The organism is Luteibacter sp. 3190 (assembly GCF_031456385.1).
Taxonomy (GTDB): Bacteria; Pseudomonadota; Gammaproteobacteria; order Xanthomonadales; family Rhodanobacteraceae; genus Luteibacter.
In genome coordinates, this window is sequence record NZ_JAVDUO010000006.1 from 92038 (window position 1) to 115398 (window position 23361).

The following is a 23361-nucleotide window of genomic DNA, read 5'->3' on the forward strand; positions in this document are numbered from 1 at the left end:
GTGGCGCGATCAGCCCACCCAGACGCGGGCGTTGCGGAACATGCGCATCCACGGCGAATCCTCGCCCCACTGCTCCGGGTGCCAGCTCAGCTGCGCGCTGCGGAACACGCGTTCCGGATGCGGCATCATGATCGTGACACGACCGTCGGCCGCCGTGAACGCCGCCAGGCCGCCCGGCGAACCGTTCGGGTTCAGCGGGTAGCTTTCGGTCGGCTTGCCGCGGTTGTCGACGAAACGTGCCGCCGCGTGGCTCTTCGACGGGCTGCACACGTTCGGGAAATGCACCCGGCCCTCGCCGTGCGCGACGGCGACCGGAATGCGCGAACCCGCCATGCCGCGGAAGAACACGCTGCCCGAATCGAGGATCTCGAGCGTGGCGACGCGCGCTTCGTACTGCTCGGACTGATTGCGCAGGAACTGTGGCCAGTGCTTCGCGTCGGGGATGATGTCCTTGAGGCCCGACATCATCTGGCAGCCGTTGCACACGCCGAGCGCGAACTTGCTGCCGTCCTCGAAGAAGCGCGCGAACTGCTCGCGCAGCGCGTCGTTGTAGAGGATCGACGTGGCCCAGCCGCGGCCGGCGCCGAGCACGTCGCCGTACGAGAAGCCGCCACAGGCCGCGAGGCCGATGAAGTCCTTCAGGTGGTGGCGGCCGGTGGCGAGATCGGTCATGTGGATGTCGACCGCGTCGAAGCCGGCGCGCGAGAACGCGGCGGCCATTTCCACCTGGCCGTTGACGCCCTGCTCGCGCAGGATCGCCACGCGCGGACGCTTGCCGCTCGCGATGAACGGCGCGGCGATGTCGTCGGCGGGATCGAACGTGAGCTTCGGGGTGATCCCCGGATCGGCGTCGTCGAGGCGCCACTCGTTTTCCTGGTCGGCGCTCAGCGGGTTGTCGCGCAGGCGCTGCATCGCGTAGCTGGTTTCGTTCCACGCGCGGAAGAGTTCGGTCCAGTTCCACTTGAACGCGGTTTCGCCGTTCAGATGGAGCTTGATGCCGAGCTTCTCCTTCGGACGGCCGACGTGGTGCGTCATGCCGGCGAGGTTGTGCTTCACCAGCAGCGCTTCGAACGCTTCGCGATTCGCCGAGGCGACCTGCACGACGGCGCCGAGTTCTTCGTTGAACAGAGCGCGCAGCGTCGCGTCCGCCCAGCCGTCCAGGCGCAGTTCGAGGCCGCAGTGGCCCGCGAACGCCATCTCCAGCAGCGTAACGATGACACCGCCATCCGAGCGGTCGTGATAGGCGAGGAGCAGGCCCGACGCGTTCGCTTCCTGGATCAGTTCGAACATCGCGCGCAGGCGCTTGGCGTCGTCGAGGTCCGGCGGCACGCCGCCGCCGCGGTTGAAGACCTGCGTGAGCGCGGAGCCGCCGAGGCGGTCGCGGCCCGCGCCGAGGTCGATCAGCCACAGATCGGTGTCGCCGCGGTCGGTCTTCAGCTGCGGCGTGAGCGTGCGGCGCACGTCGTCGACGCGCGCGAATCCGGTGATGACGAGCGACACCGGCGACACGGTCTTCTGCGCCTTGCCGTTCTCGTCGGTCCACACGGTCTGCATGGACAGGGAGTCCTTGCCGACGGGGATCGCGATGTCGAGCGACGGACACAATTCGAGGCCGACGGCCTTGACGGCGTCGAAGAGCGCGGCGTCCTCGCCCGGGTGGTTCACGGCGGCCATCCAGTTCGCCGACAGGCGCACTTCGTCGAGCTTGATCGACGCGGCCGCGAGGTTGGTGATCGCCTCGCCCACCGCCATGCGCGCGGCGTCGGCGCTGGACAGCAGCGCCACGGGCGCACGCTCGGCCATCGCCATCGCTTCGCCGGTATAGCCCTCGAAGTCGGTCATCGTCACCGCGACGTCCGCGACGGGCACCTGCCACGGGCCGACCATCGGGTCGCGCGCGTTGAGGCCGCCGACCGTGCGGTCGCCGATGGTGATGAGGAAGTTCTTGCTGCCGACCGCGGGCAGGCGAAGCACGCGCATCAGCGCCTCGTCCATGCCGATGCCGGTGAGGTCGGCGACCAGATCGACGCGCGGCTTCACGCGCTTCGCGTCGCGATGCATGCGCGGCGGCTTGCCGAACAGGACATCCATGCGCAGGTCGATCACGGTGATGTCGCGACGGGTGTCGCGGACGATCAGGCGGGCCTCTTCCGTGGCGTCGCCGACGACGGCGAACGGACAACGCTCGCGGGCGCAGAACGATTCGAAGAGTTCGATGTCTTCCGGACCGATCGCGAGGACGTAGCGCTCCTGCGACTCGTTGCTCCACACCTGCATCGGCGACAGCGTCGGGTCGTCGCAGGGCAGCTTCGAGAGGTCGATGACGCCGCCGACGCCCGCGTCGTTGAGGATTTCGGGAATCGCGTTGGACACGCCACCCGCGCCCACGTCGTGGATGCTGACGATCGGGTTGTAGTCGCCGCGCGCCCAGCACGCGTCGATCACCTGCTGGCAACGGCGTTCCATTTCCGCGTTGTCGCGCTGCACCGAGGCGAAATCGAGTTCCGCGCTGGAGGTGCCGGACGCCACCGACGAGGCGGCACCGCCGCCGAGGCCGATGAGCATGGCCGGGCCGCCGAGCACGATGACCTTGTCGCCGGGACGGACCTTGCGCTTCTGCACGTGGTCGGGGCGGATCGCGGCGAGGCCGCCGGCGATCATGATCGGCTTGTCGTAGCCGCGGCGGACGCCCTTGTCGCCGGTCTCCTGCTCGAACGTGCGGAAGTAGCCGCCGAGCGCGGGCCGGCCGAATTCGTTGTTGAACGCGGCGGCGCCGAGCGGGCCGTCACGCATGATCTCGAACGCCGACGCCATGCGCGGCGGCAGCGGGCGATCCTTTTCCCACGGACGCGGCAGGCCGGGGATGCGCAGGTGCGAGACGGAGAAGCCGGTCAGGCCGGCCTTCGGCTTGCCGCCGCGGCCCGTCGCACCCTCGTCGCGGATCTCCCCGCCGGCACCGGTGGCGGCGCCCGGCCACGGCGCGATGGCCGTCGGATGGTTGTGCGTCTCGACCTTGATCGCGTACGGCGCGGCTTCGGCGACGGTGCGGAACACGCCGTCTTCCGGGCTCACGAACAGGCGCTTGCCGTCGTAGCCTTCGATCACCGCGGCGTTGTCGTGATACGCGGAGAGCGTATGCGCCGGCGACTTCTGGTGGGTGTTCTTGATCATGCCGAACAGCGAGGCATCCTGCGTCGCGCCATCGAGCGTCCACGTGGCGTTGAACACCTTGTGGCGGCAGTGCTCGGAGTTCGCCTGCGCGAACATCATCAGTTCGGCGTCGGTGGGCGCGCGGCCCATCTCCGCGTAGCGATCGGCGAGGTAGTCGATCTCGTCGTCCGCGAGCGCCAGCCCGAGTTCGGCGTTCGCGGCGGACAGCGCCGCGCGCGGATCGGCGCCGAGTTCGACGCGGCCCAGCGGACCGGGTTCGCCGGCGAGGAACAGACCGGCCGCCTCGTCGAGCGAGGCGAGCGGCGACTGCACCATCGGGTCGCAGAAGGCGCCCATCACCACGGCATACGACGGATCGTTCGCGTCCGGCATGCCGGTGACGCGCCACGCCGTGCCGCGCTCCACGCGGCGGACGTCGAAGCCCGCGCCGTGGAGGATGTCGGTGGCCTTGCTCGACCACGGCGAGATCGTGCCGAGGCGCGGGACGACCCAGAAGGTCGCGTCTTCCGGCGCGGCGCCCTTCGCTTCGAGCACGGCGAGCAGACGCGCGCGCGCGTCGCCTTCCGGCTGCGCGTCGGCGTCGACGAAGTAAGTGAACCAGGCGGCCTGCACCCGCGTCCCGTGATGCAGGGCATCCAGGTGGGCGTTAAGTCGTTCGAGGCGGAAAGGCGAGAGGGCGCTCTGCCCGTCGAGTGCGATCATGCGGGGGGAAAAGGCGCTAAGGGAAAACGCCTATTCTACATGATGTTGCGCGGCAGCATCGGGCAGGCTGGCCGAAGGCCCGCGGCCCGTAGGAGCGCGCCCTGCGCGCGACAGCTCTTCGCGAAGGGCAACGGGCCCTGTGGCTCACCGCCTCGAAAGATGTCGCGGCCAGGGCCGCTCCCACAGCGCGCTCCTACCTTTGGCGGTCAGCCGCCGCGCTTCACCGTGCCGGCCGGGGCGTTCAGGGCCTGCAGGAGCTGGGCCGGGGTGACGTAGCCGCCGACCACGTCACCGTTCTCGGTCACGATGGTGGGGGTGCCGTTCACGCCCAGGCGCTCGCCGAGCTCGAACTCGTCCTTGACCGGGTTGGCGCAGGTGGCGGCCTTGGGGGTCGCGCCCTTCATGGCCTCGTTGAACGCGTTCTTGCGGTCGGCGCTGCACCAGACCGAGACGGCCTTGGTGTAGGAGGGGGTGTCGTTGCCGGCCGTGGTCTTCAGGCCTTCGCGCGGCCAGAACACGTATTCGACGGCGATGCCCTGCTTGTTGAATTCGTCGATGTGGGCGTGCAGCTGGCGGCAGAACCCGCAGTCGACATCGGTGAACACGGTGACCGTGTGCTTGGGGTTCGCCGGGGCGTACACGAGGCGCTGCGAGGCCGGGACCTTGGCGAGCTCGGCCTTGCGCGTGGTCGCCCAGCTCGCGGCGCTGAGGTCGGTGCGGTTCTTCAGGTCGATGAGGTTGCCGTTGAGCATGTAGCGCCCGTCGGCGCTCACGTAGACCATGCGGCCGGACGCCACCACCTGATAGAAACCGGGCATCGGCGCGGGGGCGATGCTGTCCACCTTGATACCGGGCCCGAGCGCTTCCACCGCGTCGCGCACGGCCTTGTCGTCGTCGGCCGCGCAAGCCGTCATGGCGAAGGCGCCGGCCATGAGCGCGGGCAGGATTTTCTTGAACATCATCGGTACGACTCCATCGAACACCGGGGGAACACGGGACTGCCTTGGATCGCGAGCGGCCCGTTCGGTTCCCCGATTGTGGCACAGCGCGGCATCCGCCTACCCGCGCGGGTGGTGCTGGGCGTGGAGGCGCTTCAGCCCCTCTTTGGCCACCAGCGTGTAGATCTGCGTCGTGCTGAGCGCGCTGTGGCCCAGCAGCATCTGCAGAGCGCGCAGGTCGGCGCCGTGGTTGAGCAGGTGGGTGGCGAAGGAATGTCGCAGCACGTGCGGACTGACCCGCTTCGCCGGAATGCCCACCTGCACGGCGTAGCGCTTCACCAGCGTCCAGAACATCTGCCGCGTCATCGCGTCGCCGCGCCGGGAGAGGAAGAGCGCGACCGGTTGCCCATGGCCCTGCGCCAGCCCGGGGCGGGCGTCGCGCAGATAGGCCTCGACGTGCGCCAGCGCCTCTTCGCCGACGGGCACCAGGCGATCCTTGCCGCCCTTGCCCGTCACGCGCAGCACGCCCTGGCGCGTGTTCAGGCCGGCCAGCGGCAGATCGACCAGTTCCGAAACCCGCAGCCCCGACGAGTACATCAATTCGAGCATCGCGCGATCGCGCAGGCCGAGCGGCGTGGAAATGTCCGGCGCGACGATCAGCGCCTCGATCTCGCGCTCCGCGAGCGCCTTCGGCAGCCCGCGCGGCATCCGCGGGCGCTGCATCAGCAGCGTCGGGTCCTCACGATGCCCCTCGTCGCGCGCGAGTTGCGCATAGAACCGCCGGAACGCCGACTGCCGCCGCGCCATGCTGCGCACCGACACGGGCTGGCTCCCGTGGTAAGCGGAAAGATCGTCGCGACCCGCCGTCGCCAGCGTGCGCTGGCGCGTTTCCAGCCAGCGCGAGAGCTGCTGCAGGTCGCGCCGGTAGGCCTCGAGCGTGCGATCGGCCAGGCCGTCCTCGGCCCAGACGCGCTCGATGAAGCGCTCGATCAGGCGGGCGTCGCTCGACGCGTTATCGGAAGAAGACGATGACGTAGGCATGCTGCGATGTTAGGGCGCGAAGCGTCGTTGTGGGAGCGGCCCTGGCCGCGACGCCGTTGGGGCCGTGAGCCGAGGGTCCTGCCGCTCCTCGCGAAATGATGTCGCGGCCAGGACCGCTCCCACCAGGAGCGGCGGGCATAATGCGCGCTCGTCCCACTGCCGTCGCCGGACTTTCGTGAGCACTTCTCCTTCGCCCGCGCCGGCCTGGCGCCGCCTTGCCGCCATCGTCTACGACCTGTTGCTCGTGGTCGCCATCGTGATGGTCGTGGGGCTCGTGGCGCAGTTCGCGACCGGCGGCCGGCTGGTCGACGCGCACGGACAGATCGTCGCCTGGTGGTACCGCCCGCTGCAGGGTCTCGCCATCGGCGGCTACTTCCTGTGGTCGTGGGTGCGCGGTGGACAGACGCTCGGCATGCGACCGTGGCGGATCCGCGTGAGCGACGCGGACGGACGCACCGTGACCTGGCGGCAAGGCCTGCTTCGCCTCGTCGTCGCCGCGGCGCCGCTCGCACTGCTGGCGATCTATCCGCTGACCTCGGTGCGGATCGCGCTGTGGGCGCCGCTGGTGGCATGGGCGCTGTGGCTGCTGCCGTCTTTCTTCGACACGCGCCGTCGCGCGCTGCACGACATGGTCGCGCGCACCGAGATCCGCCGCACCGCTACTTGAACTGATCGCTCGCGGGCACCCACGAGTCGGAGCCGGGCTTCGCCACCGGCACGTTGATCTTGATCGACGGCTCGCAGCCCGCGGGGAGCGGACCGCCGGTGATCCGCGCCGTGGTGCACAACGCCGTGTTGTCGAGCACGACCGGCGCGGCGGCGACCGTCGCGCTGTTCGCCGGCGGCAGGTTTTCCGCCAGCGGCTTCGCCGGTGCCATCGTCTGGTTCTTCGCCAGTGCGTCCGGATTGGCGGGCTTGGGCGGCGGATCGCCGCCGCAGCCGAGGGTGAACAGCGAGACGGCCTTCATGGCGCCACCCGCGTTCCCCGGCCCGGCGACGCAGTTGATGCGGATGCCGCGAGGCAGCGAGATGGTCGGCCGCACGGTCGCCGCTTCGGCGCCACGCCGGATCGCCGTGTCGACGGACGATTCGCCCTTCGGCGTCCACGCATCGTCGAAGCGCGTCTTCTCGTAGTGGATCTTCACGCGGCTGCCGGACTGCGGTTCGAGTTTGCCGCGCGGCTTCAGTTCGACGTACGCGCCTACCTGCCCCGCCTTGTCGCCCTGCCCTCCCGGCACGCCGTCGTCGCGCTGCGACGTGCCGTTGGCGCCGGTGAGCCGCTCGCCTTCGTCGACGCCCTTCGCGGCGCCGGGCTTGCCGGTGTCGGCCGCCGCGCCCGGCGCGTTCGAGCCCGATGCCGTCGCGGCCGCGTCGCCCGCGGCGGCGGCCGGCGCCGGTTCGCCTGGCCGGGCCGCGGTCGAGGAGGCATCGGCGGCCTTGCCCTGCTCGGCCTGTGCCTGCGCGTCGCTGGTCTGTCCGGCGGCGATGTCGCCGGGCGCCTGGCCGGGTTCGCCCGGCGCCGTGTCGACGCCGGCCAGGGGGCGCTGCACGTCCGCCGGCGTCACCGCCGGTGCCTGCACGACGGGACGATCCCTGTTCGCTTCGGGAGCCGCGACCACCGGACGCGACGTGGCGTCCGGCAGCGGCACGGCCTCGAGCTCGGCCGTGGCGTCCACGGCCGGCGCGCGGATCGGCTCGACCGCGATCTTTTCGGGCACGGGGCGACGGTCGGCGGCGAGGTCGGGCTTCGGCGCCGTGGGCACCGGGGCGACGTCCGGCACCGGGGTGTCCTGGGGCGTCGGCGGCGCCGACGATTCCTCGACCTCCGGGCGCGGCACCGTCGCGAGCGTCATGGCGGTCGTCGGCACCGGCGCGGTCCGCTCGGAGGTGATGGTGGGTGGCGTGGGCGTCACCGCCATCTGCGCCGCCGGCGTCTCGGGCAGCGCCAGCGACGCGGGTGGTGGCATCGGCGCCGTGCCTTCCACCTGCGCCTTGCGCACGGGCTCGGGCTGAAACCGCGGCGGGACGACCTGCGGCTTCGGCGTGTCGACGGCGAGATCCGGCGGCGCCTGCGCCGGCACCGGCACTTTCTCGAGTTCGGGCTGCGGCGGAGGCGCCTTCGGCTGCGACAACGGGCGCTCGACGGTGGCCACCACGCTCGGCGGCGGCGCGCTCAGCTTCACGTCGGGCTTCACCTGCGGCGGCTCGGCGGCGGGCACCGCGATCGCGGGAAGCGGCTTCGCGGCGGACGCGACCGCCGCCGCGCGCGAACCGCGCGATGCACGACTCGCCGTCGCGCGCGCCTTGTTCGCACGCGCTTTCGCGACCGGCGCCTTCGACGGCGTGCCACGCACCGGCGGGGCCGGCGGCGGCGGTTTGTCGATGAGGCGCACCTGCAACGCGTCCGTCTCGTCGGGTTCCGGCGGCGGGGGCAGCAGGTCGTACGCCGGCCCGAGGATCATCCCGAACAGGAACATCAGGTGGACGAGGATCGTGCCGACCCAGCCGGCGATGCGCAGCAGGCTCTCACGCGGCTTTTCGCGCAATCGCCGACGGTAGACGAGCGCGCGCATGGCCGCCTCGCGCGGCGAGATGGGCAGCGAGCTGGCGGCGATCGAGCGGTCGCTGTCCGGAAGGTTCGTGGGCATCGGGCGCTAGTGTCCATGCTGCGGCGCCGCCACACAATCGCCGCGCCTTCACTTGCCCGCGCGGCGCTCCCGTTCGGCGTTCTCCTCGTCCATCGCCTTGAGCGGGATGTCCGACGCGCAGCCCTGGGGTAGCGGCTTCTCCGCGCGGAACGCGGCGATGCATTGCGCTTCCGTCGGCGGTGGCGGCTGGTCCGGCAGATCCTTCACCGGGGGATTCGCGGGCGCCATGTTGAGCCGGACGTCGCCGTCCTTCTTCGCGGCTTTCGAAGGCGCTTCGCCACCGCACCCGACGGGCAGCACGAAGAACACGGTCTTGCAGTTCACGCGCGTGCCGTGGCCCAGGTCGATCGTCTTCTTGACCGTGGTGGCCTCGACCGCGTGGCGCAGCCCCGCGTTGAGCAGGTTCTCGTTGCTCGGCGCCCAGTCTTTCTCGAAGCGCGTTTCCTTGTAGGTCACCGTGGTTTTGTGCGACATGATCTGGCTGTCGCCGGTCGGCTTGCGCGCGACGAAGTCGGCCTGCGTCGGGCTTCCCGGCCCCTGGGTCGGCATCCTGACCGTGCCGTCCGGACCGAACAGGGCGGGAGCCGCCGGCGCCTGGGGCGCGGGCGTCGCTTCCGGCGGCGGGGCGTCGGCCGTCTCGGCTTCCTTCTTCGGGCGCGGCGGCTCGGGACGCGTGGCCTCCGGCGAACGGACCTTCGGCGGCGGCTCGCTGACCGGGGGCGGTGGCGGTGCGGCGGCGACGGCCGGCGGCGGTTTCGCCGGCTCGATGAAGCGCACCTCGAGCACGTCGTCGCGGTCGTCGGGGGGCGCGTACCCCACCAGCGGGCGTGGCTGCATCTCGTAGCGAACCAGCATCACGATGAGCACGTGCAGCACGATCGCCGCGGCCATCGCGAGGACGTTGCGCACGTGATGGCGCGGCGGCGGCCGGTGACCGATGGCGTGCAGGGCGGCGACGGTCTGGCCGTCGAGCGGTACCAGCCCGCGCGCGCGCGTCGACGCCCCCGACTCCGGCCGGTGGGGTTCGACGAACGGCGGTGGCGCCTTGCCGGGGTATTGCACGCGTGCGTGTGTCCCGTTGCGGTCGAGAGGAAGTCGGACAGGATAGCGGCGGTCCGCTAAACACAGCGTAAGCCCGGGTCCTCGGACACCGCCCGTGCCGGAAGATTCCCTCGCCACTTGATTCCGGCGCCGGGAAGGAGAAGGCTTGGAGCGGGCACCCGCCCGAACCACCGCCATGACCGTCCAGGCCACCGGACGACCGTGACGGCCCGCCATCGCAACGCCGGGGAGGTGTGCGAGAGGGCGACGCCGATCATGACGCCGCAATCGCCACGCGTCCCCTTCACTGAAGGAGGGTCGCATCGTGTCGCCATCCACGGAACGCATCCGCAGTCTCGCTCTCGCCGGCCATGCCGGCGCCGGAAAGACCACCCTGTTCGAAGCCATGCTCCATGCCGGAGGCGCGCTCACCGCCGTCGGCAGCGTCGAGCGCGGCAGCACCGTCTCCGACACCGATCCCATGGAAAAGGCGCGCGGTCATTCGATCGACGCCTCCATCGCCTCGATCGAACGCAACGGCTACCGCATCCATCTCCTCGACACGCCCGGCTACGCGGACTTCCGCGGACCGGCGCTCGCCGCGCTCGCCGCCGCCGACACCGTCGCCATCGTAGTGAACGCCGCCAACGGCATCGAGCACGGCACGCGCAGCATGATGGCGCACGCGAAGGAACGCGGGCTCGCGCGCATCCTCATCGTCAACCGCATCGATGCCGAGGGCGTCGATCTGCCCGGACTCGTCGACGCGCTGCGCGACGAATTCGGCAGCGAGTGCCTTCCACTCAACCTGCCGGCGTCGAAGGGGCACGCGGTACGCGACGCCTTCTTCCAGACCGCGGGCGACACGGATTTCTCGTCGCCCGGCGAGGCGCACCAGCGCATCATCGACCAGGTGGTGGAGATCGACGACGCGGTGATGGAGCACTACCTCGACGCGGGCGAATCGGCGCTCTCGGCGGCGGAAGTGCGCGACGCGCTCGAACACTGCCTGCGCGACGGGCACCTCGTGCCCATCGTGTTCACCGGCGCGCGCGACGGCATCGGCGTCGACGAACTGCTGGAACTCGTCGAGCGCATCCTGCCCTGTCCGAAGGAAACCAATCCGCCGCCGTTCCGCGACGCCGCGGGTGCGCCGTTCCCGATCGCCGCCGACGAAAGCGGCCACGTCGTCGCCGACGTCTTCAAGATCGTCAACGATCCTTTCGTCGGCAAGCTGGGCGTCTTCCGCGTCTGGCAGGGCACGGTACGCAAGGATGCCCAGCTGCTCGTCGACGACGGCCGCAAGCCGTTCAAGGTCGCGCACCTGTTCCGGCTGAAGGGACGAGAACACGTCGAGGTGGACGAGGCCCTTCCGGGCGACATCGCCGCCGTGGCGAAGATCGAGGACATCCATTTCGACGCCGTGCTGCACGATGCCGCCGACGAAGGACGCATCCACCTCGAGCCCGCCGCGTATCCGGCGCCGATGTACGGCCTCGCCGTCGAGCCGGCGCACAAGGGGCAGGAACAGAAACTCTCGCAGGCACTGGGTAAGCTCGCGGAAGAGGATCCCTGCTTCCGCGTCGAGCACCACAAGGAACTCAACGAGACGGTCGTACGCGGGCTGTCCGACCTGCACCTGAAGCTGATGCTCGAACGCATGAAGGCGCGTTACGACGTGGACGTGGTCACGCATACGCCGCGCATCGCGTACCGCGAGACGGTGGGCGCGGGCGCCGAGGGTCATCACCGGCACAAGAAGCAGACCGGCGGCGCGGGCCAGTTCGGCGAAGTGTTCCTGCGCGTGGAGCCGCTGGAGCGCGGCGCGGGCTTCGTCTTCGACGACGAGACCAAGGGCGGCGTCATTCCCGGCCAGTTCATGCCGGCGATCGAGAAAGGCGTGCGGCAGGCGCTCGACGCGGGTGCGATCGCCGGCTACCCGATCCAGGACGTTCGCGTGGTCGTTTACGACGGCAAGCACCATCCGGTCGATTCCAAGGAGGTGGCCTTCATCAGCGCGGGGAGGAAGGCGTTTCTCGACGCGGTATCGCGCGCGAGGCCGCAGGTGCTCGAACCCATCGTCGACCTGGAGGTATCGATCGCCGATCAGCACGTCGGCGACGTCACCGGCGGCCTGGCGTCGAAACGCGCGCAGATCATGGGCACCGATTCGCTGCGCGGCGGGGAGACGCTGATCAAGGCGCGCGTGCCGCTCGCGGAACTCGTCGACTACCCGACGCAGCTGAAGGCCATGACGGGCGGACAGGGGCGCTACGCGATGGCGTTCAGTCACTACGACACGGTGCCGCCCGGCGTGCAGAAGAAGCTGGCCGAGGCGTGGAAGCCGAAGGTGGAAGAGGACTGAGGCGATCGGGCCCGCTGCTGCGGGAATCGCCGATACGATCGGCTCCCACCGGCATGAGGCAATCGTGCTGGAAACGGAGGGAGGATGACTGAGGCGATCGGGCCCGCTGCCGCGGGAATCGCCGATACGATCGGCTCCCACCGGCATGAGGCAATCATGTTGGAAACGGAGGGAGGATGACTGAGGCGATCGGGCCCGCTGCCGCGGGATCGCCGATACGATCGGCTCCCACCGGCATGAGGCAATCGTGCTGGAAACGGAGGGAGGATGACTGAGGCGACGGTGGGAGCCGATCGTATCGGCGATCCGGGCGGCGCAAGCCGCCCGGCCTTGCCGCGATCACGCCGCCAGCGTGTCGATCAGCGCGTTCGTGAACGCCGGGATGTCGTCCGGCTTGCGGCTCGTGATGAAGTTGCCGTCCTTCACCACCTGGCTGTCTTCCCAGTTCGCGCCCGCGTTGGTGAGGTCCTCCTTCAGCGACGGCCACGACGTGACCTTCTTGCCCTTGACGAGCCCGGCATTGATCAGGGTCCAAGGCCCATGGCAGATCGCCGCCACCGGCTTGTTCGCCTGCGCGAAGGTCTTCACGAAGGCGAGCGCCTTCTCGTCGGTACGAAGGTTGTCGGGATTGATGACACCACCCGGCAACACGAGGGCGTCATAACGGCCGGCGTCGGCCTTGTCGAGCTGGACGTCCACCGGAACGTCCTCGCCCCAGTCCTTCACGTCCCAGCCCTTGATGCGCTGGGCGTCGCCCGGAGCGATCACGTCCACCGTCGCGCCCGCTTCTTCCAGCAGGCGCTTCGGTTCGGTCAGTTCGACCTGTTCGAAGCCATCGGTAGCCAGCACCGCGATGCGGCGTCCGTCGAGTCGTTTGTCTGCCATGGGGATCTCCGTGGGGAGGAAAGGTCCCCACAGGATCGACCCCGACGGATGACCGTCGCGTCGCGTCGCCGTCGGCACACCATGGGCAAACGTGAACGAACCTTACGCGCCCTTCTTTTTCGGCTTCAGCATCGTGCCGATGCAGTTGGGCGAACCGCACAGGCAGGCCCAGATCTTCTTCAGGCGCGCGGTGTGCGGCATGTCCAGCGTGATGCCGTAGTCGTAGGTGAGTTCCTCGCCCGGGGCGATGTCGCGGATCGCCTCGATGATCACGCGATCGTGCTTCGACGGCTTGCCTTCGACGGCTTCCTCGATCAGCGCCTGGCAGTTCGGCTCGCACCCGTGGTTGATCCAGCGCGCGGTGTTGCCGTTGCTGTTGCCGTCGACGATGTACTTCTCGTTGAGCGTGAACAGGAACGTGTGGCCCGTCTCGCCGCCGTCGCCGTAGCGCTTGTCGGCCTGTGCGTGGGTGATGCGATCGCCCTTGTACTCGACGATCTCCTCGCCGGCCTTGATCGGTGCGGTGGCGAACACGCCATTTCCGTGGATGGGCGAACGTCGTGCGGCGATGCGTCGGGACATGGTTTCCGGTGATCGAAGGGGACAATCTTCGATGATGCCTGCTCGGCCGCCGCTTGGGAACCGCGTTTCAAACGTGTCCCTCGCACTGGCGGTCCACCCGGCGCTACCATCGAACGACCGTTCGACCACGCCGGAAGCCTAAGGGAATGACTCCGATCATCCGACACCCCCTCGTTCGCGCCGCGCTGATCGCCGGCGTCGCCCTGCTCGCCGCGTGCGGCCCGCCGAAGAAAAGCGTGTTCCCGCCGGCCGTCTCGCTGCAGGAAGTCACCGCGAAACCGGGCGGCGTCTGGCACGTGACCCTGCGCATCCGCAACAACAGCTACGGCGGCATGTCGTTCGAAACCTTCCAGGGCACGCTGCGCGTCGGCGATCTGGGCGGCGTGCTGCTCGACGCCCGGGTCGACCAGGACATCCCGTCCTTCGCGGCCGACGTCGCGACCATCGACCTGCTGCCCACGCCCGAGATGTCGAAGGCGCTGGAGGAACTCGCCGCCAAGGGCAGCTCCGGCGCCCTGCCCTACGCCATCGACGGCCGCATCACCGCCACGCCGGAGAAAGAGAAGGAGTCGCGTTCCTTCCCCGTGCAGGGCAAGAACTGGCTCTCGCCGGTGCCCGGCATTCCCGACACCTACCGCTCGCCCTGATCCGCCACACCCGCGCCAGCCCAGGACATTCCATGACGTACAAAGCCCCGCTCGACGACATGCGCTTCGCGCTCTACGACGTACTCGGCGCCGAAGCCGTGCTGACCGGCCTCGATGGCGGCGAGGCGCACAACCGCGAGTTGATCGATGCCGTGATCGAGGAAGCCGCGCGTTTCACCGAGCAGGTACTGTCCCCCCTCAACGCGTCCGGCGACGCCGAGGGCTGCCACTACGACAAGGCGACCGCCTCGGTGACCACGCCGAAGGGCTTCCGGGAGGCCTATCGCCAGTATGCCGACGGCGGCTGGACGGGACTCACGGCCAGCGAAGCGTCGGGCGGCCAGGGCCTGCCGGCCACGGTCGGCGTGCTCGCGAAGGAGATGATCGACTCCGCCAACCTCGCCTGGGGCATCTATCCCCTGCTGTCGCACGGCGCCATCGACGCGATCGAGCACCACGGCGACGACTGGCAGAAGCAGGTCTTCCTCAAGCGCCTCGTGGACGGCCAGTGGACGGGCACCATGTGCCTCACCGAGCCGCAGGCCGGCTCCGATCTGGGCCTGCTGAAGACGCGCGCGGAACCCAACGACGACGGCAGCTACCGCGTCGCCGGCACCAAGATCTTCATCTCCGCCGGCGAGCACGACTTCGCCGACAACATCGTGCATCTCGTGCTCGCACGCTTGCCCGACGCACCGGCCGGCAGCCGCGGCATCTCCATGCTGGTGGTGCCGAAGTTCCGCGTGGACCGCGACGGCAACGCGGGCGAGCGCAACTCGCTCGCCGCCGGCGCCATCGAGCACAAGATGGGCATCAAGGGCTCGGCCACCTGCGTCATGAACTTCGACGACGCGCAGGGCTGGCTCATCGGCCCGCCGCACAAGGGCCTGATGGCCATGTTCACCATGATGAACGCCGCGCGCCTCGGCGTCGGCGTGCAGGGCCTTGGCGTTTCCGAGCGGGCGCTCCAGCGCAGCCTCGCCTACGCCCGCGAGCGCCTGCAGATGCGCGCGCTTTCGGGCGCGAAGTCGCCGGACAAGCCGGCCGACCCGATCACCGTGCATCCGGACGTCCGCCGCATGCTGCTCACGCAGCGCGCGTTCGTCGAGGGCGGCCGGGTGCTCGCCGTGTACGCCGGCCTGCAGAGCGACATCGCGGCGCGTCACCCGGACGCCGGCGCGCGCAGGACGGCGGACGAGCTGCTCTCGTTCCTCATCCCGATCGCCAAGGGCCTGCTCACCGAAGCCGCGCAGGAGTGCACCAAGGAAGCGCTGCAGATCTTCGGCGGCCACGGCTACATCGCCGAGCACGGCATGGAGCAGTACGTTCGCGACGCCCGCATCATCACCCTCTACGAGGGCACCACGCAGATCCAGGCGCTCGACCTGCTCGGCCGCAAGATCATGCAGCTGCAGGGCGCCGGCCTGAAGCATTTCCTCGGCGAGATCTCGGCGTTCTGCCAGGCGAACCAGGCCAACGACAGCGTCCGCGCCTTCATCGGCCCGCTGGCCGTCGCGGCGAAGACGTGGGGCGACCTCACGCAGGCGATCGCGCAGACGGCGCAGGGCAACCCGGAGGAACTGGGCGCCGCCGCGGTCGATTACCTGTACTTCTCCGGCTACGTGACGCTGGCCTATTTCTGGGCCCGCAGCGTCCTCGCCACCGAGGGTGGCAGCCTCGCCACCGAGCGCCGCCAGGCCAAGCGTGACACCGCCACGTTCTACTTCACCCGCATCCTGCCCCGCATCCATGTGCACAAGGCGGCGATCGAAGCCGGCGTCGCGACCCTGCCCGAGGTGCTCTGAGCACGTCGCATCGATCCAGAGAATCGTCCTCGGGGCTTCCGCCGGAAACCCCGAGGGTGTAGAAAAAGGTTTCGCCCCGACTTCCCACCGAGACGGTGCCCGACCCGATGAGCGACTCGACGTTCCTGATCCGTCTCGCCGAAAGCGACGATGACGACTTCATCCTTGGCCTCGTCCCTCGTTTCATCAACTTTCCGCTGCCCAACGGACGAACGCGGACCGACTGCCTCAAGGGCATCGAGGCCGATCTGGTCAAACACCTCGACGAGCAGCCGTCGAACAGCTACATCTTCGTGGCGGAGAACGAAGACGGCGACGCCGTCGGCTTCGTGCACATCCAGAAGACCAAGGATTTCTTCACCCATCGCGACAACTGCCACATCTCCGACATCGCGGTGGCGGAGGCCTTCGAGGGCGCGGGCGTCGGCAAGGTGCTGCTCGACCACGCGTACAGCTGGGCGAAGGAACATCGCTGCCAGTTCGTCACCCTCGCGGTGTTGCCGGGCAACGAGCACGCGCAGCGTCTGTACCGCAATTACGGGTTCGACACCGACCTGATGCGCATGGCCAAGCCGGTGCGTTGAGCACCGGCGTCGCTCCAACGAAAAAGGCCGCGATCGCTCGCGGCCTTTTCGTTTCCGGCGGACCGGGGAAAGTTACGACTTGACCGTCGTCTCTTCCTTGCGCTCGCGCTCGTCGAGGCGGGCGGCCATGCGGTCGATGTTGGCCAGCGACACGAGGTGCGCGTAGATCCAGCCGAACGCGCCTTCACGCAGGAACTCGTGGGCAGTCTTCTCGTCGAGGGCGCGCAGCTTCTCTTCGTTGATCACGAAGAGGCCGTTGAGGTTGATGCCCTTGCCTTCCTTCTGCAGCGTGACCGTGCGCGGCTCGAGCAGGTCGTGCTCGCGCAGCTTGCCCATGAACCACTGCGTGCGGGACACGTGGTCCTGGAACTCGCCGAGGAAGTTCACGGCGTTGGTCAGGGCCGGCGCATCGGTGCCGTCCTCGTTGAACAGGCGCTCGCCTTCCTCGTTGCTGAAGCCTTCATAGGCCTCGTCGAGGAACACGGTGAAATCGTCGCCCTCGGAGCCGGCCGGCTTCTCGGCCAGCACGAACGGATAGCGGCGCACGAAGGCCGGGATGTAGACGCCGGTCTCCCAGAAACCGTTGTCGCCGACGAGCAGGTTCTCGCCCTGGCGAAGACCGAGCAGGGCCATCGGGCCGGCCTCTTCGATCGAGTTGCCCGCGAAGAGGATCGGGAAGTCGCGCGCGGCCGGCGCGAATTCGACGCCGGTCAGCGGCACGGAGTGCGCGGCGGCGGCGAAACGGATGTTGTTCACGGCCTTAAGGCGCAGGTCGCGGTGGGCGGTGCGGTTCAGGGGAACCGGACGCTCGTAGAAAAGCACTTCTGCCACTGTGTAACCCTCATGGACCCGCCGGACCTGGGAAGCCACCCCGGCCCCCCTTCCAAACCCGCCGGGCTTCGAATGCGAATCCCCACTATAGCAGCGGCCGGTGACAGGAAAAGCCCCGCAAGAAGCGTACCTGCGAGATTCTTTTCCGTCATGGATATGGGCTATGCTCGGGCCAAAGGGGCCCTTGTGGCCTGGACCGGACGACCGGTCCGCACGGAGTTCGGCTTGCTGGAACGCTCTTTCGCATATGTGAAGGACGAGACCCGATGACGATGGAAGTGCTCCACGAAGACCTGCCCAGGGTGACCGCGCTGCACGCGACGCGGGTGCTTTCCCTGGACGCGGCGGGTCGGATCCTGGACTGGATCAGCTGGCAGGACGCCGTTTGCCTGTATGTCCGCGGCGTCGTGGCCTGGACCCTGGGCGATCCCTGCGTGACGGTGCGCGGCGGCATCAGCCGGGCCAACGGCCTGCGTAGCAGCCTCGACCTCCACCCGATCGTCGCCAGCACGGGGCACTGCCGCGAGCACGCGATCGACCCCGCACCCGCCCTGACCAACACCGCGCTCTTCGCCCGCGACCGGCACATCTGCCTCTACTGCGGGCACCAGTACACGCGCCACGAACTGACCCGCGACCACGTCGTCCCCCTGTCCAAGCGGGGCGCCGACGAGTGGGAAAACGTGGTCAGCGCCTGCCTGGCCTGCAACCTGCGCAAGAGCAACCGCACCCCGCAGCAGGCGAACATGCCCCTCTTGGCCGTGCCCTACCGCCCCAGCTGGGTCGAGCACCTGATCCTCTCCAACCGCAACATCCTCGCGGACCAGATGGAGTTCCTGGTCAGCCACCTGCCGCGGGACCGGCGGCCGGGTTGAGGGCTCCCGGAGTTGGGAGATGGGAAATGGGGGCGCCATCCGACGGACGCTCGAGGGGGCCGGAGGCGCCCGGCGGGCGATACGGCCTGCCTAACGCCGCCGGCCCCCTCGAGCGTCCGCCGGAACTGCGCCCCCACTTCCCATCCCCCACCCCCTTCCCATCCCCCACCTCCATTGCATCTCCCCCCGTTCACGCCCCGTCCCTTGCCCCGCCACCCCGCTAGGCGAACAATAGGCGGATGAACGACCTCTCCCGCTACCCTTATCTGGCGCAGATCGACTCGCCGGAGGATCTCCGCCGTTTCCCGACGGACGAATTGCCGGCCATCGCCGATGAACTGCGCCGGTACCTGATCGAGGCGGTGGCATCGTCGGGCGGGCATTTCGGCGCGGGCCTGGGCGTCGTCGAGCTGACCGTCGCCCTGCACCACGTCTTCGAGACGCCGCGCGATCGCCTGGTCTGGGACGTCGGGCACCAGTGCTACCCGCACAAGATCCTGACGGGCCGCCGCGACCGCATCACCACGATCAAGAAGAAGGACGGCCTCGCGCCGTTCCCGCGTCGCGAGGAAAGCGAGTACGACACCTTCGGCGTCGGTCACTCGTCGACCTCGATCTCCGCCGCGCTCGGCATGGCCATCGCGCTGCAGCGTCGCGGCGACCCGCGCAAGGTCGTGGCCGTGATCGGCGACGGCGCGATGACCGCGGGCATGGCGTTCGAGGCGCTGAACCACGGCGGCGACGTCGAGCCGAACATGCTCGTGATCCTCAACGACAACGGGATGTCGATCAGCGAAAACGTCGGCGCGATGACCAAGATGATGGCGCGCGCGATGTCCAGCCGCACGCTCAACGCCTGGCGCGAACGCGCCAAGAAGGCGATGCCGCGCGAGTCCTTCTTCGGCCGCTTCTTCAAGCGCTGGGAGGAACACGCCAAGGGCATGTTCGTGCCGTCCACGCTGTTCGAGGAACTGGGCTTCCACTACACCGGCCCGATCGACGGCCACAACATGGCCCAGCTGGTGAACGCGCTGGAGACGGTGAAGGCGCTTCCCGGCCCGCAGCTGCTCCACGTGATGACCACGAAGGGCAAGGGCTACGAACCTGCCGAAAAGGCACAGATCGAATACCACGCCGTCGGTCCGTTCGACCCCGTGGCCGGCCTCGTGAAGAAGACCGCGCCGGCCAAGCCGACGTACACGGACATCTTCAGCGACTGGCTCTGCGACATGGCGGCCGCCGACGAGCGCCTGCTCGGCATCACGCCGGCGATGCGCGAAGGCTCCGGCCTCGTCCGCTTCTCGAAGGAATACCCGCAGCGGTATTTCGACGTCGCCATCGCGGAACAGCACGCCGTGACGCTCGCCGCGGGCATGGCGGTCGAGGGCGCGAAGCCCGTGGTCGCGATCTACTCGTCGTTCCTGCAACGCGCGTACGACCAGGCCATCCACGACGTCGCCCTGCAGAACCTCGACGTCGTCTTCGCGGTCGATCGCGCGGGCGTCGTCGGCCCGGACGGTGCCACGCATGCCGGTAGCTTCGATCTCTCGTTCATGCGTTGCCTGCCCAACATGGTGATCATGGCGCCGGCCGACGAGAACGAATGCCGCACCATGCTCAGCACGGGCTTCCACTACGACGGCCCGGCCGTCGTGCGCTACCCGCGCGGTACTGGCCCGGGCGCGAAGCTGTCCACCACGCTCGATACGTATCCCATCGGCAAGGCGGAAGTGCGTCGTCGCGGCCACCACGGCCTGGCGATCCTCTCCTTCGGCACCATGCTCGCCCCGGCGGCCGTCATCGCGGCGGAGGTCGACGCCACGCTGATCAACATGCGTTTCGTGAAGCCGCTCGACGAGGAACTGATCCTCGAGCTCGCACGCACGCACGAGGCGTTCGTCACGATCGAAGACAACGCCGTCGCCGGCGGTGCCGGCGCGGCGGTCGCCGAACTCCTCGCCGCCCACGGCATCACGCTGCCCGTCCAGCACCTCGGCCTGCCCGACGCGTACCTGGAGCACGGCAGCCGCGAGGAAGTGCTCACGATGGCCGGCCTCGACCTGCCCCAGATCCGCAGCGCCATCCGCGCCCGCTTCCCGCAGTTCGTCGCCTCGCCGGTCGCCAGCGCCGGCTAAGTCCGGGAAGCCGCTCCCACCCTACCTTCGGGTGGGAGCCCAACGGATCACGCCGACCAGCAATACAACGGCTCGCCATAGATGCCCGGTGCGCCCAGCGCCGTTACGTCCGTCCCCCAAAAACAACAGTAGCGATCCCTTTCGGGCTGATATACGAGCCAATAACCGGCGTCGTGAGCGACACACCAACCGGACTGAATCGTTCCGATATCCGCGTCGGGGAACCCCGGCGCGGTGACCTCCGCGCTGATCTGAAAAGGCTCGCACGAATGCTCTCGAATCGTGGCTGCCAAACCGTCCAGATAGGCCTCACGATCGGCGCCCGGCTGGATGTAAACCGCGGCTGCGTCGCAGAGCCGGGAATGCAGTATCTCGATATATCGATGCGTCATGGCGGATGAATGCTTGGCTTCGGACAGTGATACGCATCGAGACGGTTATTCGCCCACCGTTGTTACGAGATCGTAGACGAGATGCCTGTCGAGCTCTCGACCGATCGCGGCTTTGATCAGTCGCGCTCCCGAAAGGTGGAAACCTTCGACACCGAACACGCGAACATCGCGATCGACTAGCAGATCAAGAGCGCGAAGCAGCCCAGCATGCCATACCCCGCTCGGACGAAGAGCATTCGGCATCAGAGTACCGCCCGCAGCGATGAACGATGAATTCGAGGATGGCATCATGAACAGAGTGCCGGGCATTGTCGACTCTGCGACTGTCGAAACAATCATCAACAGCCATCACAATGTTCAGCGTGTGGAAAAATGAGAAGACCGCTTCTTCTATCCGCTATCGCTGCGTGCGCAGTTTCGCTCGGAATCGCTCACCCTGTACTCGGACAAATGACTCGGTGGCGTTACCCGTGTGATGTCTACATGACCCTCGGATGTGTTCGACTTCCAGAAAGCATGTCCGTGACCTACGAGGTTCCTGCCGACTACGGAATTTACAGCTTCAGAAGTGCTGGCGAGTTGATCCTGTCGGCATATCTGGGAGATGCGCCTCGACTACCCGAGGCGAAAGCCGCGCTCGAGCTCACATCGAAAGAGGCTGACGCTCAGGTGTTCCTGGATAAACGCGATGGCAAGACCCGGCTGGACATCGTCATCGTGCCGCGCGATGACAAACGGATGCGACTGCATGTCTTCGCGACCTATTCCGATGCTCAGAGAAAGGAAGTCGCTCAGATCGTCGCTGGGCTTCGCGCCTGCCTCAAATCCTCGCGCGGGACGATGATCTGTCCTGCGGAGAGTCCGTGGGGTCAGAAGCTCCAGGAGTTCGTCGATCCCACCCGCCGCTGAGTTGGCAGAAGCGCTGCCAGTGAAGTCAGTGCTGTGTTTTCGACCAGTAATCGCGACGGCGGGTACTGACTGACGGCCTGAGCAAACTAGTTCGCGAATCGACCGCCACTGACCCGGTCGCGGTCTTCGAGGTCGGTGGCGGTGAACACGTCGGCGAACCCCATCGCCACGAGCACAGCGCGCACTGCCTCGCCCTGCTGCCAGCCGTGCTCGAGGAGCAGCCAGCCGCCCGGCTCCAGATGCGCGCCCGCGGCGGCGGCGATGCGACGGATGTCGTCGAGCCCATCGGCGCCCGAGGCGAGCGCCGTGGCCGGCTCGAAACGCAGGTCGCCCTGCGCGAGGTGCGGGTCGTCGGATTCGATGTATGGCGGGTTGCTGACGATCAGGTCGAAGCGCCGCCCTTCGAGCGGCGCGAGCCAGTCGCCGTGAGCGAAGGTCACACGCTGGAGCCCGAGGGCGACGGCGTTGCGTGACGCGACCGCGAGCGCCGCTTCGCTCGCGTCCACGGCCGTGACGTCGGCGTCGGGACGTTCCTTCGCGATGGCGAGCGCAATGGCGCCGCTACCGGTGCCCAGGTCCACGACCCGGCCACCCTGCGGCAGGCGCGCGACCGCCAGCTCGACCAGCAACTCCGTTTCCGGCCGCGGGATGAGCGTCGCCGGCGTGACTTCGAGGGACAGCGACCAGAAATCGCGATGGCCGGTGATATAGGCGATGGGCTCCCCTGCCGCGCGTCGACGCACGAGCGCGTCGAACCGCGCCATGCCCTCCGCATCCGCCGTATCGTCCGCATGAGCGAAGAACCACGCACGATCGACGCCCAGCGCGTGCGCGAGGAGGAGTTCGGCCTCGAGGCGTTCGCCGAGTATCTCGGCGGCCTCGCGCAGGATCGTACGAATATCGGTCATGCACGGATTCTATCCGCTGGCCGCTCCTACAATGCGCCGATGCGCCTTCCTCTCCTGCTCGCCACCCTCCTCGCCCTCGGCGGCTGCCAGGCGACGTTCTTCGCGGCCGTCAACGCGCGGCAGCCCTCGGCCGGCGTCGTGGCCCATCGCGACAACGTGTACGATGCCGCGCATGACCTGAAACTCGACGTGTATGCCCCCGAACATGCCGACCACGCACCGGTGGTCGTCTACTTCTTCGGCGGCAGCTGGATGCACGGCAAGCGCGAATGGTATCGCTGGCTCGGCCAGGCGCTGGCGACGCAGGGGATCGTCGCGGTCGTCGCCGATTATCGTCTCTGGCCGAAGACACGCATGGACGGCTTCCTGCACGACGGCGCCGAGGCCGTGCGCTGGGCGCGCGACCACGCCGCGGACTACGGCGGCGATCCCGCACGCCTGTTCGTGATGGGGCATTCGGCCGGCGGCCACATCGCGGCGATGCTCGCGACCGACAAACAGCGGCTTGCCGGGGTGGGCATGAAGCCCCGTGACCTGGCGGGCTGGATCGGCGTCGCGGGCGCATACGATTTCCTTCCCCTCGACGACCCCGACTTCATCGACATGTTCGGCTCCACGCGCCAGGAACAGGCGCGATCGCAACCGATCAACTTCGTCGATGGCGACGAACCGCCCGCCCTGCTCCTGCAGGGTGAAGCCGACACCATCGTGTTTCCTTCCGAAGCCATCGCCATGGAGGGCCGCTACCGTCAGATGGGTGAGCCGGTCGAGCTGAAGCTCTACCCGAAGCTGGGCCACGAGAGGCTGCTGTTCGCCCTGGGGCCATTGCACGAGGAGGCGCCGGTGATGCGGGACGTCGTGACCTTCATCCGAAGCAGGACGAATCCGCCGCGGCCGTAGTT

20 protein-coding genes are annotated in these 23361 nt (G+C 68.6%); 9 read left to right on the forward strand and 11 right to left on the reverse strand.

The window, feature by feature from the left end; genetic code table 11:
* Positions 1-9: 9 nt before the first annotated feature.
* The 3 genes from purL to xerD all read right to left on the reverse strand — a co-directional run bounded on the left by purL (position 10) and on the right by xerD (position 5852).
* Complete coding sequence (purL, locus tag J2X58_RS18535; RefSeq protein WP_310050233.1) at positions 10-3873, reverse strand: phosphoribosylformylglycinamidine synthase; 3864 nt, start codon at positions 3871-3873, stop codon at positions 10-12.
* 206 nt (positions 3874-4079) lie between these two features.
* Positions 4080-4835 (reverse strand): DsbC family protein, encoded by a 756-nt coding sequence (locus tag J2X58_RS18540; protein ID WP_310050235.1) that lies wholly within the window; start codon positions 4833-4835, stop codon positions 4080-4082.
* Positions 4836-4931: 96 nt separating this feature from the next.
* Complete coding sequence (gene xerD / locus J2X58_RS18545; protein ID WP_310050237.1) at positions 4932-5852, reverse strand: site-specific tyrosine recombinase XerD; 921 nt, start codon at positions 5850-5852, stop codon at positions 4932-4934.
* Between the two features lie 175 nt (positions 5853-6027).
* On the opposite strand from xerD, the gene J2X58_RS18550 reads away from it, so the two are divergent.
* A complete protein-coding gene (locus J2X58_RS18550; RefSeq protein ID WP_310050239.1) occupies positions 6028-6519 on the forward strand; it encodes an RDD family protein in 492 nt (163 codons plus the stop codon).
* Here the strand turns inward: J2X58_RS18550 and J2X58_RS18555 are convergent.
* Both J2X58_RS18555 and J2X58_RS18560 read right to left on the reverse strand, forming a co-directional pair.
* On the reverse strand, positions 6512-8500 hold the full coding sequence (locus J2X58_RS18555; RefSeq protein ID WP_310050241.1) for a hypothetical protein: 1989 nt from the start codon (positions 8498-8500) through the stop codon (positions 6512-6514). The two genes, J2X58_RS18550 and J2X58_RS18555, sit on opposite strands and share 8 nt — an antisense overlap.
* Positions 8501-8548: 48 nt before the next feature.
* Entirely contained in the window at positions 8549-9562 is a 1014-nt protein-coding gene (locus J2X58_RS18560; protein ID WP_310050243.1) for a hypothetical protein, read from the reverse strand.
* A 304-nt stretch (positions 9563-9866) separates the two neighbouring features.
* Between J2X58_RS18560 and fusA the strand changes: the two genes are divergently transcribed.
* Positions 9867-11906 carry an elongation factor G gene (fusA, locus tag J2X58_RS18565; RefSeq protein ID WP_310050245.1) on the forward strand — a complete coding sequence of 680 codons (2040 nt, stop codon included), beginning with the start codon at positions 9867-9869 and terminating at the stop codon, positions 11904-11906.
* A gap of 339 nt (positions 11907-12245) precedes the next feature.
* On the opposite strand, the gene J2X58_RS18570 is transcribed toward fusA, so the two are convergent.
* Together J2X58_RS18570 and J2X58_RS18575 are read right to left on the reverse strand one after the other, a co-directional pair.
* Entirely contained in the window at positions 12246-12791 is a 546-nt protein-coding gene (locus J2X58_RS18570; RefSeq protein WP_310050247.1) for a type 1 glutamine amidotransferase domain-containing protein, read from the reverse strand.
* Between the two features lie 102 nt (positions 12792-12893).
* Positions 12894-13373: an SET domain-containing protein-lysine N-methyltransferase gene (locus tag J2X58_RS18575; protein ID WP_090055141.1), complete on the reverse strand. Its 480-nt coding sequence runs from the start codon at positions 13371-13373 to the stop codon at positions 12894-12896.
* 146 nt (positions 13374-13519) lie between these two features.
* Between J2X58_RS18575 and J2X58_RS18580 the strand changes: the two genes are divergently transcribed.
* The 3 genes from J2X58_RS18580 to J2X58_RS18590 all read left to right on the forward strand — a co-directional run bounded on the left by J2X58_RS18580 (position 13520) and on the right by J2X58_RS18590 (position 16409).
* Positions 13520-14020: a hypothetical protein gene (locus J2X58_RS18580; protein WP_310050250.1), complete on the forward strand. Its 501-nt coding sequence runs from the start codon at positions 13520-13522 to the stop codon at positions 14018-14020.
* Positions 14021-14052: 32 nt separating this feature from the next.
* Positions 14053-15825 carry an acyl-CoA dehydrogenase C-terminal domain-containing protein gene (locus J2X58_RS18585; protein ID WP_310050251.1) on the forward strand — a complete coding sequence of 591 codons (1773 nt, stop codon included), beginning with the start codon at positions 14053-14055 and terminating at the stop codon, positions 15823-15825.
* Positions 15826-15932: 107 nt separating this feature from the next.
* Positions 15933-16409: a GNAT family N-acetyltransferase gene (locus J2X58_RS18590; protein ID WP_310050254.1), complete on the forward strand. Its 477-nt coding sequence runs from the start codon at positions 15933-15935 to the stop codon at positions 16407-16409.
* A 72-nt stretch (positions 16410-16481) separates the two neighbouring features.
* Here J2X58_RS18590 and J2X58_RS18595 read toward each other — a convergent pair whose 3' ends face one another.
* A complete protein-coding gene (locus J2X58_RS18595) occupies positions 16482-17240 on the reverse strand; it encodes a SapC family protein (RefSeq protein ID WP_090055147.1) in 759 nt (252 codons plus the stop codon).
* Between the two features lie 266 nt (positions 17241-17506).
* Between J2X58_RS18595 and J2X58_RS18600 the strand changes: the two genes are divergently transcribed.
* On the forward strand, positions 17507-18115 hold the full coding sequence (locus J2X58_RS18600; protein ID WP_254779197.1) for an HNH endonuclease: 609 nt from the start codon (positions 17507-17509) through the stop codon (positions 18113-18115).
* Between the two features lie 239 nt (positions 18116-18354).
* Positions 18355-20250: a 1-deoxy-D-xylulose-5-phosphate synthase gene (dxs, locus tag J2X58_RS18605; protein ID WP_090180809.1), complete on the forward strand. Its 1896-nt coding sequence runs from the start codon at positions 18355-18357 to the stop codon at positions 20248-20250.
* A gap of 47 nt (positions 20251-20297) precedes the next feature.
* Here the strand turns inward: dxs and J2X58_RS18610 are convergent, their stop codons facing one another.
* Together J2X58_RS18610 and J2X58_RS18615 are read right to left on the reverse strand one after the other, a co-directional pair.
* On the reverse strand, positions 20298-20642 hold the full coding sequence (locus J2X58_RS18610; protein WP_310050258.1) for a hypothetical protein: 345 nt from the start codon (positions 20640-20642) through the stop codon (positions 20298-20300).
* Between the two features lie 45 nt (positions 20643-20687).
* Positions 20688-20951, reverse strand: a complete 264-nt coding sequence (locus tag J2X58_RS18615; RefSeq protein WP_175472824.1) for a hypothetical protein — start codon at positions 20949-20951, stop codon at positions 20688-20690.
* 213 nt (positions 20952-21164) lie between these two features.
* On the opposite strand from J2X58_RS18615, the gene J2X58_RS18620 reads away from it, so the two are divergent.
* Positions 21165-21551, forward strand: a complete 387-nt coding sequence (locus J2X58_RS18620; RefSeq protein WP_143070515.1) for a hypothetical protein — start codon at positions 21165-21167, stop codon at positions 21549-21551.
* An 86-nt stretch (positions 21552-21637) separates the two neighbouring features.
* Here the strand turns inward: J2X58_RS18620 and prmC are convergent, their stop codons facing one another.
* Positions 21638-22459 (reverse strand): peptide chain release factor N(5)-glutamine methyltransferase, encoded by an 822-nt coding sequence (prmC, locus tag J2X58_RS18625; RefSeq protein WP_310050263.1) that lies wholly within the window; start codon positions 22457-22459, stop codon positions 21638-21640.
* A gap of 39 nt (positions 22460-22498) precedes the next feature.
* Between prmC and J2X58_RS18630 the strand changes: the two genes are divergently transcribed.
* Positions 22499-23359, forward strand: a complete 861-nt coding sequence (locus J2X58_RS18630; protein ID WP_310050265.1) for an alpha/beta hydrolase — start codon at positions 22499-22501, stop codon at positions 23357-23359.
* Positions 23360-23361: the final 2 nt, after the last annotated feature.